The organism is Roseovarius sp., assembly GCF_048262375.1.
Taxonomy (GTDB): domain Bacteria; phylum Pseudomonadota; class Alphaproteobacteria; order Rhodobacterales; family Rhodobacteraceae; genus Roseovarius.
The window spans coordinates 452,913-467,574 of the sequence record NZ_JBLXFE010000001.1; the positions used below are offsets into that span (position 1 = coordinate 452,913).

General features: G+C 61.8%; 15 protein-coding genes. 11 read left to right on the forward strand and 4 right to left on the reverse strand.

What is annotated here, in order from left to right; all coding sequences use genetic code 11:
• Positions 1-63 precede the first annotated feature (63 nt).
• The 3 genes from ACN0SW_RS02285 to ACN0SW_RS02295 form a co-directional block, all read right to left on the reverse strand.
• Positions 64-330 carry a glucose-6-phosphate isomerase gene (locus tag ACN0SW_RS02285; protein ID WP_417726261.1) on the reverse strand — a complete coding sequence of 89 codons (267 nt, stop codon included), beginning with the start codon at positions 328-330 and terminating at the stop codon, positions 64-66.
• A gap of 96 nt (positions 331-426) precedes the next feature.
• Complete coding sequence (locus tag ACN0SW_RS02290; protein ID WP_417726262.1) at positions 427-1,332, reverse strand: DMT family transporter; 906 nt, start codon at positions 1,330-1,332, stop codon at positions 427-429.
• Positions 1,329-2,357, reverse strand: a complete 1,029-nt coding sequence (locus ACN0SW_RS02295) for a DMT family transporter (protein ID WP_417726263.1) — start codon at positions 2,355-2,357, stop codon at positions 1,329-1,331. Before ACN0SW_RS02295 ends, ACN0SW_RS02290 begins: the two co-directional genes overlap by 4 nt.
• 329 nt (positions 2,358-2,686) lie before the next feature.
• Here ACN0SW_RS02295 and ACN0SW_RS02300 point away from each other — a divergent pair, with 329 nt between their 5' ends.
• The 8 genes from ACN0SW_RS02300 to ACN0SW_RS02335 all read left to right on the forward strand — a co-directional run bounded on the left by ACN0SW_RS02300 (position 2,687) and on the right by ACN0SW_RS02335 (position 11,257).
• Complete coding sequence (locus ACN0SW_RS02300; RefSeq protein WP_417726264.1) at positions 2,687-3,997, forward strand: helix-turn-helix domain-containing protein; 1,311 nt, start codon at positions 2,687-2,689, stop codon at positions 3,995-3,997.
• 65 nt (positions 3,998-4,062) lie between these two features.
• Positions 4,063-4,431: a response regulator transcription factor gene (locus ACN0SW_RS02305; RefSeq protein ID WP_417726265.1), complete on the forward strand. Its 369-nt coding sequence runs from the start codon at positions 4,063-4,065 to the stop codon at positions 4,429-4,431.
• Positions 4,428-4,694 carry a hypothetical protein gene (locus ACN0SW_RS02310; RefSeq protein WP_417726266.1) on the forward strand — a complete coding sequence of 89 codons (267 nt, stop codon included), beginning with the start codon at positions 4,428-4,430 and terminating at the stop codon, positions 4,692-4,694. Before ACN0SW_RS02305 ends, ACN0SW_RS02310 begins: the two co-directional genes overlap by 4 nt.
• Positions 4,695-7,379: an ATP-binding protein gene (locus ACN0SW_RS02315; protein ID WP_417726267.1), complete on the forward strand. Its 2,685-nt coding sequence runs from the start codon at positions 4,695-4,697 to the stop codon at positions 7,377-7,379.
• A 30-nt stretch (positions 7,380-7,409) separates the two neighbouring features.
• Positions 7,410-8,477, forward strand: a complete 1,068-nt coding sequence (locus tag ACN0SW_RS02320) for a FliM/FliN family flagellar motor switch protein (protein ID WP_417726268.1) — start codon at positions 7,410-7,412, stop codon at positions 8,475-8,477.
• A gap of 98 nt (positions 8,478-8,575) precedes the next feature.
• On the forward strand, positions 8,576-8,902 hold the full coding sequence (locus ACN0SW_RS02325) for a TraR/DksA family transcriptional regulator (protein WP_417726269.1): 327 nt from the start codon (positions 8,576-8,578) through the stop codon (positions 8,900-8,902).
• Between the two features lie 90 nt (positions 8,903-8,992).
• Positions 8,993-9,202: a hypothetical protein gene (locus ACN0SW_RS02330; RefSeq protein WP_417726270.1), complete on the forward strand. Its 210-nt coding sequence runs from the start codon at positions 8,993-8,995 to the stop codon at positions 9,200-9,202.
• 87 nt (positions 9,203-9,289) lie between these two features.
• The gene (locus ACN0SW_RS02335) at positions 9,290-11,257 is read left to right on the forward strand and encodes an enoyl-CoA hydratase-related protein (RefSeq protein WP_417726271.1); all 1,968 of its coding nucleotides are present in this window, start codon (positions 9,290-9,292) and stop codon (positions 11,255-11,257) included.
• Positions 11,258-11,262: 5 nt separating this feature from the next.
• Here ACN0SW_RS02335 and ACN0SW_RS02340 read toward each other — a convergent pair whose 3' ends face one another.
• Positions 11,263-11,478 (reverse strand): hypothetical protein, encoded by a 216-nt coding sequence (locus ACN0SW_RS02340; RefSeq protein ID WP_417726272.1) that lies wholly within the window; start codon positions 11,476-11,478, stop codon positions 11,263-11,265.
• A gap of 134 nt (positions 11,479-11,612) precedes the next feature.
• Here ACN0SW_RS02340 and ACN0SW_RS02345 point away from each other — a divergent pair, with 134 nt between their 5' ends.
• From ACN0SW_RS02345 to benA, 3 genes are all read left to right on the forward strand, one after another.
• Complete coding sequence (locus ACN0SW_RS02345) at positions 11,613-11,873, forward strand: DUF2312 domain-containing protein (RefSeq protein ID WP_296633826.1); 261 nt, start codon at positions 11,613-11,615, stop codon at positions 11,871-11,873.
• A 205-nt stretch (positions 11,874-12,078) separates the two neighbouring features.
• Positions 12,079-13,227, forward strand: coding sequence for a muconate/chloromuconate family cycloisomerase (locus ACN0SW_RS02350; RefSeq protein ID WP_417726273.1), 1,149 nt, complete (start codon positions 12,079-12,081; stop codon positions 13,225-13,227).
• A gap of 40 nt (positions 13,228-13,267) precedes the next feature.
• Positions 13,268-14,656 carry a benzoate 1,2-dioxygenase large subunit gene (gene benA / locus ACN0SW_RS02355; protein ID WP_417726274.1) on the forward strand — a complete coding sequence of 463 codons (1,389 nt, stop codon included), beginning with the start codon at positions 13,268-13,270 and terminating at the stop codon, positions 14,654-14,656.
• The last annotated feature ends 6 nt before the right edge of the window (positions 14,657-14,662 follow it).

Sequence of the window (14,662 nt, forward strand, 5' to 3'; positions counted from 1 at the left end):
TTTCGCGGTGTATCAACCGTTCAGGTCCACAGACGGGTTGTTCTGCGTGCGCCCTGCCGCTCTTTAGCAAGGAACAGTGCGATAGGTGCCATCGCCGTTGGCGTAGGCGCATTGGTTTTTGGCCGTGTTGCGGGCTATGAGTGTACCGGCTGCTGCACCTGCAAGGGCGGACACAACGGTCCAGCCCGCGCTGACATCGAAGGCCGACGCGATCGCCGCGCCGCCCAAAGCTCCGATCGCACCCCCCGTCATTTCCCGGTCGCTGACGCCTTGCATACAGCCTGACAGGCTAAGGCTGGCGATGCTGGCGATGATGAGACTGCGTTTCATGAGGGTCTCCCTTCTGTTGCGTTAGAACCATAAATATAACACGACAGAGGGACCGTGGTTCCAAAAAAGGAGTCAGTGTCGGCGTGTGACTGCCGATCAGAGCATCGGTGGTGGGGGGCTGCGCCGCGCGCCCGACAGGGCGTTGCCGGCAATGGCGGCCAACAGGATCGTGCCGCCGATCAGGGTATTGAGAGTCGCGGTTTCGTTCAAGAGCAACCAAACCCAGACCGGGCCAAGCACAACCTCGGCCAAAGACAAGAGCGTCAGCTCGGCGGCGGGCACGGTTTTCGATCCGATGGTGTAGAGGATCAACCCCAAGCCTACCTGAAATACACCCATGCCCAGTGAAATTCCCATATCGTCGGGCGAGATGCTGAGGGACAGGCCGAGCCAGAGACAGGTCGCGGCCATCAGCGCCATGCCGAAGAGACCAGAGAGAAAGACGGCGGGCATCATGTCGGTCGCCTTGCCCCAACGCAATGTGATCGTAAATGTGGCAAAGCCCACCGCAGAGCCGATGGCGGCAAGATTGCCCAAGAGAGCAGCCCCCGCGAATTTGTCCCAGACCATGACCGCAATCCCACTGCCTGCGACGCCAATGGCAATCCACGTTTGTGGGCGGACATATTCGCCAAGAACCACGCGACCAAGGATGGCGGCCAAGAGAGGAGAACAGGCAAAGAGCATCATCGCATTGGCGACCGATGTGGTCTGGATGGCAAAGATCGCGCCGGTATAGGCCGCGACCAGCGACAGCCCGCCAATCACCCCCGGCCAGCCCATGCAAAGGGCCAGCCGCAGCGGATCCCGCCCACTGCGCAAGCGGATCAGCCCATAGAGCATCAAAGTCATTGAGGCAGAGCGGTAGAACAGGATTTGCCAGACCTGTGCCTCGTCGATCAGGCGAATTCCAAGGCCGACAGTGGACCAGACCAGACCGGCGAGAAAAACAAGCACATAGCCGCGCAGGTCGCGTTCGGTTCGGGTCAGGACGTTGGTCATTGGGCGCTTTCTTCCTCGGGGATCTGCGGCAGCAAGGGGCTGCCGGGGGCAAAGATCGCCTCGGCGGTGACCGGCAGCTCGTTGCTGTGGCGCGCGGCGCGCAACTCGCGCCAGCCAAGATAAAGACCGGAGGCAATGATCAGTGTCATGCCCGCGAGGACGTTCAGCGCCGGAATTTCATCCCAGAGCACATAGGCGAGGATCGCGGCAAAGGGCAGGTAGGTATAGTCGAACGGGGCCACGAGGCTTGCGTTGGCGATCTGGTACGCCCGCGAGACCAGCGAATAGGCCGCCATGCCGACGGCCCCCAAGAGGGCAAGGCGAGGCAGATCGTCAAACGCCTGAGGCGGCAATTCCCACCGCAGGTGATGGGTTGCGGGGGTGATCTCGATAATTTGATTGACCAGCCAGCCCATCGGCAGGATCAGCAGACCTGCAAAGGTCAAGGTGTATAGCCCCACCGTCAGCGTGCTCTCACGGTCACCGATCTGACGGGCGATGATCTGTGATATGGCGTAGGTGACGGCGCACAGGAGCGGCAGGATCGCTACCCAAGAGAAATTCTCTCCCGCTGGGTTCATCGCAATCAGCACGCCGATAAAGCCCACGACAAGTGCCGCGCTGCGATGTGGTCCGATGGTTTCGCGCAGAAAGAACGAGGCGAAAAGCGCGGTGATGAGCGGTGCGGAGAAAAAGATCGTGCTGACCTCGGCCAGCCCCATGAAGGGAAAGGCGGCGTAGAACATCGAAAAGCCTGAGGCGAAGAGAAAGGCGCGCAAGAGGTGCAGTGGCCAAAGTGGCGTGAGCAGGCGATGCGGCGCGCCCAGCCATAAAATCAACGGCGTCATCACCAGCAGCGTCACGATGGAGCGCACGAAAATCAGCAGCCAGACCGGATAGACGGTGAGCAGCGTTTTCATCATAGCGTCCTGCCCGACGAAGAGCAGCATGCCGATCTCGACGCAGAGAATGCCCTGAATCGCGCGCGAGGGCGCAGGGGCGGGATGTGCCGAAAGCGTGGCCATGAGAATCCAATTCTGTGAATCTGGCGCGGGCGCCGTAGACCCTCAGGCTGCGGAGATCAAAAGCGGCTGTCGCGTCTTTTTGCGACGCAGGGTGGTAAAAAACAGAGACGGGCTTTGGGTCGAGGTGACAGCAGGGCGGGACGGATAGAGGGCGCACGCGCCGTGATGGTTGTGTCGCCATTCGGTCTCGGGTAGGAACGTAAGAATATTGCGCACTGCGTCAGGTTCGTGGAATAAACGGCTTGTAAACTTATAGACAAGTCCCGCGCGGCTGTTGTAAAAAAATTCTCACACTCACTGCCTGTCCCTCCGGGAAAAGGACGCTCCAGATGCCGGACCGGCTCATGATCGGCACCAGAATTCGCGAGAGGCGGGTGCTGAACGGTATCCGGCAATCGGATCTGGCGCAGCGGGCCGGGATATCGCCGTCTTATCTAAACCTGATTGAGCACAATCATCGCCGGATCGGTGGCAAAACCCTGCTCAAGCTGGCAGAGGCGTTGAAAGTCGAGCCTTCGCAATTGACCCAAGGCGCTGAGGCCACGCTGATTTCGGGTCTGCGCGAGTCGGCTGGAAAGTCCGAGAGTGATGGCCCCGAGATCGACCGGATTGAGGAGTTCGCTGGACGGTTTCCGGGGTGGGCGGGCCTGCTGAGTGGTCTGCACCGCCGCACACAGGCATTGGAGCGTACCATCGAAACGCTGACTGATCGTCTGGCACATGACCCGTTTCTGGCAGATTCGTTGCATGAAGTGATCTCGGCGGTGACGGCGATTCGGTCGACATCATCAATCTTGGTCGAAACCGAGGCGATCGAGCCGGAATGGCAGGCGCGGTTCCATCGCAACATCAATGAGGACAGCGCGCGGTTGACCGAGGGCGCACAGGCGCTGGTGCGCTATCTGGAGGCGGCGCCGAATACCGAGGCAGAGTTGACCTCGCCGCAGGATGAAATGCATGCCTTTCTGACGGCGCGCGGCTATCATCTGGCCGAGTTGGAGCGCGAAATGGCAGGGCCACGCGATGTGGCGCGGCTGATTGAGGCGGCCGCGGTACAGGGTATGTCCGGCCCCGCGCAGAGCCTGACGCGCGAGGTACTCTTGCGCTATATGGAGGATGCGCAGGCGTTGCCCCTGCGGGCGTTTCTGGCGCGGGTGGCCACACTTGGGCCGCGCCCCGACCGTCTGGCCGAAGCGACGGGGGCGGATATGGCGCGGGTGTTCCGGCGTCTGGCGAGCCTGCCAGAAGAAGAGGTCGGCCCGGTGGGTCTTGTGATCTGCGATGCCTCGGGTACGCTGACGTTTCGCAAGCCGATTACCGGCTTTGCCATGCCCCGTATGGCGGGGGCCTGCACGCTCTGGCCGCTCTATCAGGTGCTTAGTCAGCCGCAGGTGCCAATCCGCTTCAGGCTGCGGCAGGCGGGGCGCGGCGCCGAGGTGGTCGAGGCCTTTGCTGTGGCGGCGCAGGCGGTTCCAGCCGGGTTTGACCGCCCGCCATTGATGCAGGCGCTGATGCTGCTTCTGCCCGATCCGGGCGAGGCAGGCGGTGCGCTGCGTCAGATGGGGGTCAGTTGCCGGATTTGTCCGTTGCCGGATTGTGTGGCGCGGCGTGAGCCGTCGATTGTCGCGGAGGGGATGTGACGGGATGGATAAAAAAATCAGGCGCGCGGCAGGATCGCGTGCGCAACGGAGGGGAGGCCGGTTGCATGAGTAAGAGGGTTCTGGTGATCGAGGACGAGCCGAACATCATCGAAGCTGTCAGCTTTATCCTCTCGCGGGATGGCTGGGAGGTGAAGACCCACGCGAATGGCCATGACGCGATGGAGGCTGTGCGCGCCCGCGCGCCGGATCTGATCATTCTGGACGTGATGTTGCCGGGCAAGAGTGGCTTTGACATTTTGCAGGAAATTCGTGCTGATGCGGTTTATGCCCGCACGCCGGTCTTGATGCTGACGGCGCGGGGGCAGACCAAGGATCGCGAGATGGCAGAGCGCGCCGGAGCCAGCCAATATATGACCAAGCCGTTTTCAAATGCTGATGTGCTTGCAGCGGTGCGGGCGCTGGTGGTGCCATGAGCCCCGAACGCAGCCCGCTGTTTCTGGCGCGCCGCACCTACCGTTTGCGGCGGTTGTCGGATGCGGCGCGAATGCTGCCCATCGCCGGAGCCGTGTTGTTTTGCGTGCCGCTTCTGTGGAGGACCGACGCGGTGCGCACCACGAGTGCGATGTTCTACATCTTTGGCCTGTGGGTCCTGCTGGCGGTGATTGCGGGCGTGATTTCGACCCGGTTGCTCCCCACCGGCACCGAGGCCGATCCGCCGGGATCGCAGGAGCGCTAGATGACGATCCTCAATGTCCTCATTCTTGTTTGCGTTCTTTATGTGGTGTTTCTCTTTACCGTAGCCTTTGCCGCAGATCGCGCGGCACTGCGCGGGCGCGGCAGCTGGCTCCGGTCGCCCTATATCTATACGCTGTCGCTGTCGATCTACTGCACCGCCTGGACGTTTTATGGAGCGGTGGGATTTGCCGCGCGCTCGGGGCTGGAGTTCGTGACGATCTATCTGGGGCCGACGCTGATCATGGTTGGCTGGTGGTGGACCCTGCGCAAGATGGTGCGGGTGGGCCGCAGTCAGCGGATCACTTCGATCGCGGACCTGATTTCCTCGCGCTATGGCAAATCCAACCTCTTGGCGGTGATCGTGACCGTTCTCGCAGTGATTGGCACGACGCCCTATATCGCGCTGCAATTGCAATCGGTGACGCTGTCGTTTGCCGCCTTTGCCGAAACCGATCCCACCGCCGCGACTTTGCCCGACATGCAGTCCACCGCGCTTTGGGTGGCGGGGGGCCTGGCGCTTTTTACCATTCTCTTTGGAACCCGCAATCTTGATGCGAATGAGCGCCATCATGGCGTGGTTATGGCTATCGCGCTTGAGGCGGTGGTCAAACTTTGCGCGCTGATAGCAGTGGGGATTTTCGTGGTCTGGGGACTGTCTGGTGGGGTTGCGGCGACGCTTGATCGGATCGACGCCTCGGCCATCGCGCGTTTCGAAGTTTCGGGCAGTCGCTGGGTTGGCCTGACGATGCTGTCGGCGGTGGCGTTTTTGTGCCTGCCCCGGATGTTTCAGGTGATGGTGGTCGAGAATGAGGACGAGGATCACCTGCGCACCGCCGCTTGGGCGTTCCCGACCTATCTGATGCTGATGAGCCTGTTTGTGGTGCCGATTGCGGCGGTGGGGCTTGAGATGATGCCGGAGGGGGCCAACCCGGATCTGTTCGTTTTGACGCTGCCCTTGATGGATGGGCGCGACGGTTTGGCGATCCTGTCGTTTCTGGGCGGGTTTTCCAGCGCGACGTCGATGGTCATTGTTGCGGCGATTGCGCTCTCAACCATGGTGTCAAACCATGTAGTGATGCCGCTCTGGCTGCATTTCTCGGGCAGTGCCGCGATGGTGTCCGGGGACGTGCGGCATGTGGCGCTTTTGGCGCGGCGGCTGAGCATCGCGGGGGTGGTGCTGTTAGGGTATGTGTATTTCCGCCTGTCGGGGGGTGGTACGGCGCTGGCGGCGATCGGGCTGATCGCCTTTGCCGGGGTGGCGCAGTTCATGCCGGCGCTCATGGGGGGCCTCTTTTGGCGGGGCGCGACACGCACGGGGGCCTTGGCTGGGCTTTGCGTCGGGGCTGCGGTCTGGATTTATTGCCTCTTTCTGCCCAGTTTTGGCCCTTCTGTGGTGATGCCACAGGCTGTGTTCGACAACGGGCTGTTTGGTCTGAGCTGGCTACGGCCCCGCGCGCTCTTTGGGGCTGATGGGATGGACCCGGTCGTGCATGCCGTGATGTGGTCGCTGTTGCTCAATACCGGGGCCTTTGTGCTGGGATCGTTGCTCAGCTTTCCGCAACCGGTTGAGCGGTTGCAGGGCGCGCAATTCGTCAATGTCTTTGATCATTCCGGCACGCCCGGCGGCTGGACAGGCGGCATGGCGCAGAGCGAAGATCTGTTGATCATGGCGCAGCGCATCATGGGGGCCACCGAGGCGCAGGCGCTCTTTGCCGAGGCGGCTAAACGCCAAGGGCTGGCGGGATATCTGCCAGAGCCAAGCCCCGGTTTCCTCCAAGAGCTGGAGCGCGAATTATCGGGCTCGGTTGGGGCCGCGACCGCGCATGCGATGATCAGCCAGATTGTGGGGGGAGCAGCCGTTTCAGTCGAGGATCTGATGGCGGTGGCCGATGAAACTGCGCAGATCATGGAATATTCCAGCCAGCTTGAGGCCAAATCGCAGGAACTGGCGCGCACCGCGCGGCAGTTGCGGCAGGCCAATGAAAAGCTGACGCAGCTTTCGGTGCAGAAAGACGGGTTTTTGAGCCAGATCAGCCATGAGCTGCGCACGCCGATGACCTCGATCCGCGCATTTTCCGAGATCCTGCGCGACACCGGCGATCTGACGCCAGAGGAGCAGAACAAATATGCCTCGGTCATTCATGATGAGGCGGTGCGTTTGACCCGCCTGTTGGATGATCTTCTGGATCTGAGTGTGCTGGAGAACGGGCAAGTCGTCTTGCATGTTCAAACCGGATCGCTGGCAGATTTGCTGGACCGGGCAGAGCGGGCGGCAGGGGTGCAGGGGGGCGCGCTGCGGGTGGTGCGCGACCGTGCCGCCGAAGCGGTGGAACTGACCACCGATCTGGACCGGCTGGCGCAAGTGTTCATCAACCTCATTGCCAATGCCCGCAAGTATTGTGACGGGCAACCGCCGGTGCTCACGATCCGCACCGGGACATTGGACGGGCAATTGGTGATCGATTTTACCGACAACGGTTCGGGCATTCCGCCTGCGCAACAGGCGGTGATCTTTGAAAAGTTTTCGCGCATCGGGCAGACCAAGGCTGGCGGGGCGGGGCTTGGGCTTGCGATTTGCCGCGAGATCATGGCGCGGCTTGGCGGCTCTGTTAGCTATTTGCCGGGGCAAAAAGGCGCTGCGTTTCGTCTGACCCTGCCGAAGACCGAGCGCATGGCCGCGCAATAAACCTGTGATTTTTTGATCGCATTAAAGAAAATGGTAACCAAGCCTGTCCTAGGGTTCAGGCACGAGCTTCAGAAAGGGGCGATGGCGCAAGGCATGGGATCGCAGGATCACAATTCGGTCATTCGGCGCATGGCGCAAGTGGCGCGGGATGGGTTTGAGAGCCGTGAAATGTCACCGGCCAAGGCGCTGCGGCTGGCGCTTGGGCGAGCGGTGGATACGCTTTTTGATCTTGGGGTGACGGTGGCCACGGTGGAACAACTGCGGTTTCCATTGGCTGAGGTTGGCCTCAGTCTGAACGACGAGGGGCTCTTGGTGCTCTTGGATGGGCCGGGCGGGGCGCGGGGCGCGCTCTGCCTTGATCCGCAATTTCTGGCCGGGCTTATCGAGGTGCAGACCACCGGCGCTGTGCGGCCCGGTGTGGTGCGACCGCGCGCCGCTACGCGCACGGATGCGGCGATGGTCGCGCCGCTGATCGACGCTGTCCTGACAGAATTTGACAGTCAGATGAGCAGAGGCATCGAGGGTTATGTGCCGCGCGGGTTCAGTTTCGGCGATATGGTTGAAGACCTGCGCGGTCTGTCGCTGGCGCTGGTGGCACCGGATTTCGATCTTTTGCGCCTTACGGTCGATCTGGGGCCAGGGGCCAAGACTGGGCGGCTCGACCTTGTACTGCCGGTTGAGCTGCCGCCCGCGTGCGCGGCGACGGCCAGGGGTGCGTCCGCGGAGGGGGCGGCGCGGCTGGGGGAGGTGGTGATCAGTGCGCCGGTGGTTCTTGATGCGGTGATGGCGCGGCTGCGATTGCCTTTGCGCGATGTCTGGGTGTTCAAGCCCGGCGATCTGGTGCCGATCCCGCGGGAGTCGTTGGGCGAGATGCAGCTTTTGGGCACAAAGGGACATGTGGTGGCCCTAGCGAAGCTTGGGCAAATGAACGGCTGGCGCGCATTGCGCCTGACCTCAGGGGGCACGCCGGAGATGTCGGATTTGACAGAGGGGGTGGCGCAGCCAGATCCAGCACCTTCGCCTGTTCACCCCAAGCAGGGGGCGGGTGTTGATCTCGTACCCCATGATGGAGCGCCGCAGAATCGGGTGGCGGTGTGAGACGGCGTGTTGGTGCGGGTCCGAGCGCCAAGGTTGACCTGCATCAATGACCAAAAGTTAATGCGCTGATACGGTAATTCAAACAAAGGAGAGTTCAAATGCTGGAGACAGAAAGATATCGCTCGGCGTTGATGGCGCGCTTGGGAGAGTTGGACAAACGTCTGCATGCGATTGAAGGAGAGTTGGATTCTGCCAAATCCAAGGATTGGGACGATGCCGCAGTCGAACGTGAGGGCGACGAGGTGCTGGAGCATCTGGGCCAGCATGGGCAGGATGAGATTGTGCGAATCCGGGCGGCGCTCGATCGCATCCGCAAGGGGACCTATGGCACATGTGCCAAGTGCGACGAGCCGATTTCTGCCGACCGCTTGGATATTCTGCCTGAAACACCACTCTGCCGAGCCTGCGCCGCGCGCGAATCCTGAGTGCGGTCATGCGTCTGTTACGGAGATCATATATCCTCGATCTGCGGCAAAAAGCACGCTAAGGTTGCATGGCCACCAGGGAGGACTATCATGACCAACACTCGCAACGAGCTTGACCGCCTGCAGCATCAGATTGGGCAGGCGAACCCCGAGACGCGCCACAAAATGGAGCCGCAATTGCGCCGTATGATCGAGCGGATGCGCCTTGAACAGCTGGAGGTTTCGGATCAGACAAAGCGCCTGCATGAGACGCTGCTCGCTGAGGCCATTGAGGCGCAGTTCGACAACATGCCGGTCTGAACACACCGCTTTTTCCGTCAGAAGCTTGCGCACGGGGATTTTCTTCGTAGTAGTATAGCGTTGTAAGATCTGACAGGTGGGGGCAGTGTGACTGGGCAAGTTCGCCAGGCAATACAAGACGGGGTGGCGGTGCTGCGACTGGACCGGCCCGTGGCCAACGCCCTTGCCGCCGATCTGCGCGCCGATCTGGCGGACGCTCTGACTGCAGCTGCAGCGTCTGAAGAAATACATGCGGTGGTTCTTGCGGGTGCCGGGGCAGGCTTTTCTTCGGGTGTGGACCTGACTGAATACGACGGCCGCTTGGTGGAACCGTGGATTGATGGGCTCTGTCATCTGATTGAAGAGTTTCCCAAGCCAGTGGTGGTGGCGTTGCACGGCGCTACGTTCGGTGCCGGTCTGGCACTTGCGCTGGCGGCCCATGCGCGCGTGGCACAGAACGAGGCGCGGCTGGCCTCGCCGGAGATTTCACTTGGCATGGTGCCCGGCGGTGGCGTGACCCAGCGGTTGCCGCGCCTTTTAGGCGCGCAAATCGCGTTGGAGTTGATGCTGGCGGGGCAGACCGTGCGGGCCTCGGATCCGCGCCTGCGTCGCCTGTTTTCCCAAATTACACCAGATGACCCGGTGCCCGTCGCCGTTGATCTCGCGCAGCGTCTGGCCGATCAGGGCCAGTGGTCGCGCAGTTGCGAGACCATGCGCGGGCTGTCCGACCCGGCTGGATTTCAGCGGTCCATCGCGGCGGTCGCGGCGCGGCTGAAGGGACAAGGCGGGGCCGCGATCGATATCTTGCGTGCGGTCGAGGCGGCGCAACTCTTGCCGTTCGAACAAGGGCTGGCATTTGAGGCCGCGCTGTTTGAGGATCGATTGCGCAGTCCCGAGGCGCAGGCTCAGCGGCATATCTATGCTGCAGAGCGCCGGGCAGCGGGTATGCCGGAACAGGCGCAGGGGGCGGCGCGCGAGATGGCGCAGGTCGGCCTTTTGGGAGCGGGGCTTGGCGATATCGCTCTCCTGCTGCTGGAGGGGGGCAAGACGGTGCGCGGCGATGCGCCGGACTTGTCCGCCAATGTGGCGCGCGCGCTTGAGGCGATGATGACACAGGGCAAGATTGACGCGACCACCAGTGCCGCGCGTTTGGCACGGTTGCAGGCGGAGGCCGGCGCGGTCGATCTGGTGTTGAACGCGCGGGGCTCCGAGGTGGAAGGCACGGCGCTTGATGTGCCTCTCGATACTGGGCGTGGATTGGCTGGGGCACGGCTGGGGCTGCGGCTTTACCGTCCGGCGCAGAATTTGCGACTGGCAGAGATTGCAGTATCCGAGGCAGCTGACCCCAGCGATGTCGTCAGCCTTGCGCGGGTTTGTTCCGGGGTGGGTGTAACGGCGGTGCGCGCGGCGCAGCCTGCGGCGGGGCCGGGGCTGGGGCATGTGATGATGGGTGCAGTTTGTCTGGCCGGGCTGGAGATGGTGCGCCTTGGGATATCACCGCAACGGGTGGATCAAGCGGCGCAGCGGTTGGGGTTCCGGGCTGGACCCTTCCTGATGATGGATGTCGAGGGGTTGCCGGTGGTGGCTGCACGGCTGCGTGCGGTGGCGGCGTGGTTGGGTTGTCCGGCCCCCGGTGCAGATGATCCGCTGGCCGAGCGGCTGGCCAAAGGGGCTGTGGGGCGCGCGGTTGGGCGCGGCTTTTATGACCATCCCAGCGAGGGGCCACGCCCGCCCAAGGGCATGGCCGCACCCGCGCGCGATCCGGCTGAAGTACTTGGGTCTGTGCCGCTGCGCCACGCGCTGCATGCCGCGCTGGTGGGGGCAGCGATGCAGCTTCTTATGCGAGGGGCTGTGCAGCGCGCCTCTGATCTCGATGTAGTGATGGTGCGCGGCTATGGCTATGAACGGTCGCGCGGCGGCCCGCTCTGTGCGGCGGATCAGCGGGGCATGCTGTCGGTGCTGCAAGACATCAAGTCGCTGAGCACGATGGCCTTGCCGCTTTGGCAAGTGCAGCCGATGCTGCTGGAGATGGTCAAGAACGGTGAGGGATTCTTTGGCCGCAGGGCGGTCGGGTAGGACCTTCAGCTCAGAAGGATTCCGATGACCACCATCATTAGTCCGATGACCGACAGAAAGAGCGCGCCAGTGTTGAGCGGCACGACCTTTTGCACGGCCGCGCGCAGCTCGGTTTCCGAAAGACCTGCCTTGCGGGCCTTCCAGACCTTGAGGATGCACCAGATCAACGCCGCCAGACCGGCAAGCGACAGGGCAGCCCCCAACCAGATCACGATCTCCATTTCCTGCTCCTCTTTGCATCAACGCCCCGGCGCTAGAGCAATTTTTCGAGCATTGCAAGCTGTGCGGCAGATCGCACTTGCACCGCATTCGGCACGGCGCTAGTCAGAAACCCCAACCGACCGGAGAACAGGCCATGGATGATATGAATTCCGACAGCAACTACCGCGTCACAGCCGATGAGTTGCGCCAGTTCATCGAGCGGTTCGAGCGGCTCGAAGCCGAGAAGAAAGACATTGCCGATCAACAAAAAGAGGTCATGGCCGAGGCCAAGGGGCGCGGCTATGACACCAAGGTCATGCGCAAGGTGATCGCACTGCGCAAGCGCGACAAGGACGATATCGCCGAAGAAGAAGCGGTGCTAGAGATGTACAAGGAAGCGCTTGGAATGGCGTGAGCCACCGAGTCAACCCGACATCGTAAGTATTGAAAAAAGGTGCGCCCATGGCGTGCCTTTCTTCGTTTTGCCAGAAGTTTGGACCGAGAAAAGAGGTCGGGAACCCTTCGGTTCAGGTATCACCCAAGACCCGGAGCATCATCGACTTGCACCGGTTCCACAGGCAATTTGCCGTTCAACGCAATGCTGATATGTGGTGAACGCAGTGACCAAAATCGATCAGATCGAAACGATGATCCTCGATATTCCAACCATCCGGGGCCATGTCCTGTCGATGGCCACGATGCGGGTGCAGGCCGCCGTTCTGGTACGGGTACGGTTTTCGGATGGCTCTGAGGGGGTGGGCGAAGGCACCACCATTGGCGGGCTGACCTATGGGCCGGAGAGCCCCGAGAGCATTCAATCCGCCATCGATACCTATATTGCGCCTGCGCTGGTAGGGCGGGCGGCGGATGATGTAAACGGCGCGCTGCAGTTGATCGACCATCTGGTCAAGGGCAACCGGATTGCCAAGGCGGCGGTTGAAATCGCGCTCTGGGACGGGTTGGGACGACGCTTGGGCCTACCGGTGTCGCAGTTGTTTGGCGGTGCTGTGCATCGCCGCCTGCCGGTGGCCTGGACATTGGCCTCGGGCAATTCCGACACCGATATTGCCGAGGCGCAAGAAATGATTGCGACCCGCCGCCACAATATTTTCAAGCTCAAGATCGGCAAGCGTGAGGTCGCCAAGGATGTGGCGCATGTGGCGCGGATCAAGGCCGCGTTAGGCGATGCCGCCAGCATCCGCGTCGATGTCAATCAGGCATGGTCGTTGCAGGATGCGCGCTGGGGTCTCAAAGGCTTGCAGGATGTCGGCTGCGAGTTGGTCGAACAGCCGGTACGCGCGCGCTATCTCAACGCGCTGCGGGAATTGACGCGTGACCATGAGATTGCCGTGATGGCCGATGAGGCGCTGAACGGCCCTGAGGATGCCGTGAGCATCGTGGCCAAGGGTGCCGCAGATGTGTTCGCCGTCAAGGTCGCACAATCGGGCGGGATCAAACGCGCGTCCGAAGTGGTGGCGATTGGGCAGGCGGCGGGGCTGGGTCTCTATGCCGGAACCATGCTGGAAACCGGCCTGGGTACAGCCGCAGCACTGCAACTCTTTGCCGGGGTTGAGGACTTGCGCTGGGGGTCCGAGCTCTTTGGTCCACTGCTTTTGACCGAGGATATTCTGGCCACCCCGATCCGCTACGCCGATTTCGCTGTTGAGGTGCCGCAGGGCGCGGGGCTGGGCGTGACGCTCGACCCTGACAAAATCGACTTTTTTCGCCGTGATCGCGCGCGGAATCTGAAAACCGTGGCCGGCGAATAGCCGACCCAAGACCCAAGACATTTCCGGAGGAGGAACGACGATGTTTACCCAATCCAATCTTGATGAGCTGGAAGGCCGTCTCGACGGTATCGTGCAGGAGGATGCCGAGGCGGGGATTTTCCGCGCCCGCCGCGATATGTTCACCGACGAAGAACTGTTTGAGCTGGAGATCAAGCATGTCTTTGAGGGCAACTGGATCTACATGGCGCATGAGAGCCAGATCCCCAATCCCGGCGATTATTTCACCCTGCATATGGGCCGCACTCCGGTTGTGATCACCCGCGACAAGGACGGTCAGCTCAACGCGCTGGTCAATGCCTGTTCGCATCGCGGCGCACAACTCTGCCGGTTCAAGCGGCGTAACCAGAAAACCTTTACCTGCCCCTTTCACGGCTGGACCTTTTCCAACACCGGCAAGCTCTTGAAGGTCAAGGACCCGAATGGCGCGGGCTACCCCGAGCAGTTCAACAAGGATGGCAGCCACGATCTGACCAAGGTGGCGCGTTTCGAGAATTATCGCGGCTTTCTCTTTGGCTCGCTCAATGCTGACGTCGCCCCTCTCGAAGAGTATCTGGGCGAGGCGCGCAAGATGATCGACATGATCGTCGATCAGTCCGACGAGGGGCTCGAGGTGCTGCGCGGCTCGTCCACCTACACGTTTGACGGAAATTGGAAATTGCAGGCCGAGAATGGTGCCGATGGCTATCACGTCTCAGCGGTGCATTGGAATTATGTTGCCACCACCTCGCACCGCACTGCGGATGGCAAGGAAGACAAGATCAAGGCAACGGATGCCTCCAAATGGGCCAAGCAGAAGGGTGGGTTCCATTCCTATGTGAACGGTCACCTGCTCTTGTGGACCACATGGTCGGACCCGACCAACCGGCCCAATTATCCGCGTCTGGCGGAATGGACCGAGAAATATGGCGCCACCAAAGCCGAATGGATGGTCGGCGTGCTGCGCAATCTCTGCCTCTATCCCAACGTGTTCCTGATGGATCAGTTCAGCAGTCAGATCCGGGTTTTCCGCCCCGTGAGCGTGGATAAGACTGAGGTCACGATCTATTGCATCGCGCCCAAGGGCGAAAGCCAAGAGGCCCGCGCGCGCCGCATTCGTCAGTACGAGGATTTTTTCAACGCCTCCGGCATGGCGACGCCTGACGATACCGAGGAATTTCGCGCCACTCAGCGCGGCTATGCAGGGGCCGCCCATGCCAAGTGGAATGACATCTGCCGGGGCGCGACCCAGTGGATCCACGGGCCTGACGAGGATGCCAAGGCGCTCGGGATCAACCCGATCCTGTCGGGAGCCCGCACCGAGGATGAGGGCCTCTTTGTGATCCAGCACAAGCAGTGGTCCGAGCGCATGGCGCAGGCCATCGCCAAGGAACGCGCCACCGCATCCGACGCCCAAGTCGCGGCCGAGTGAGGAGGA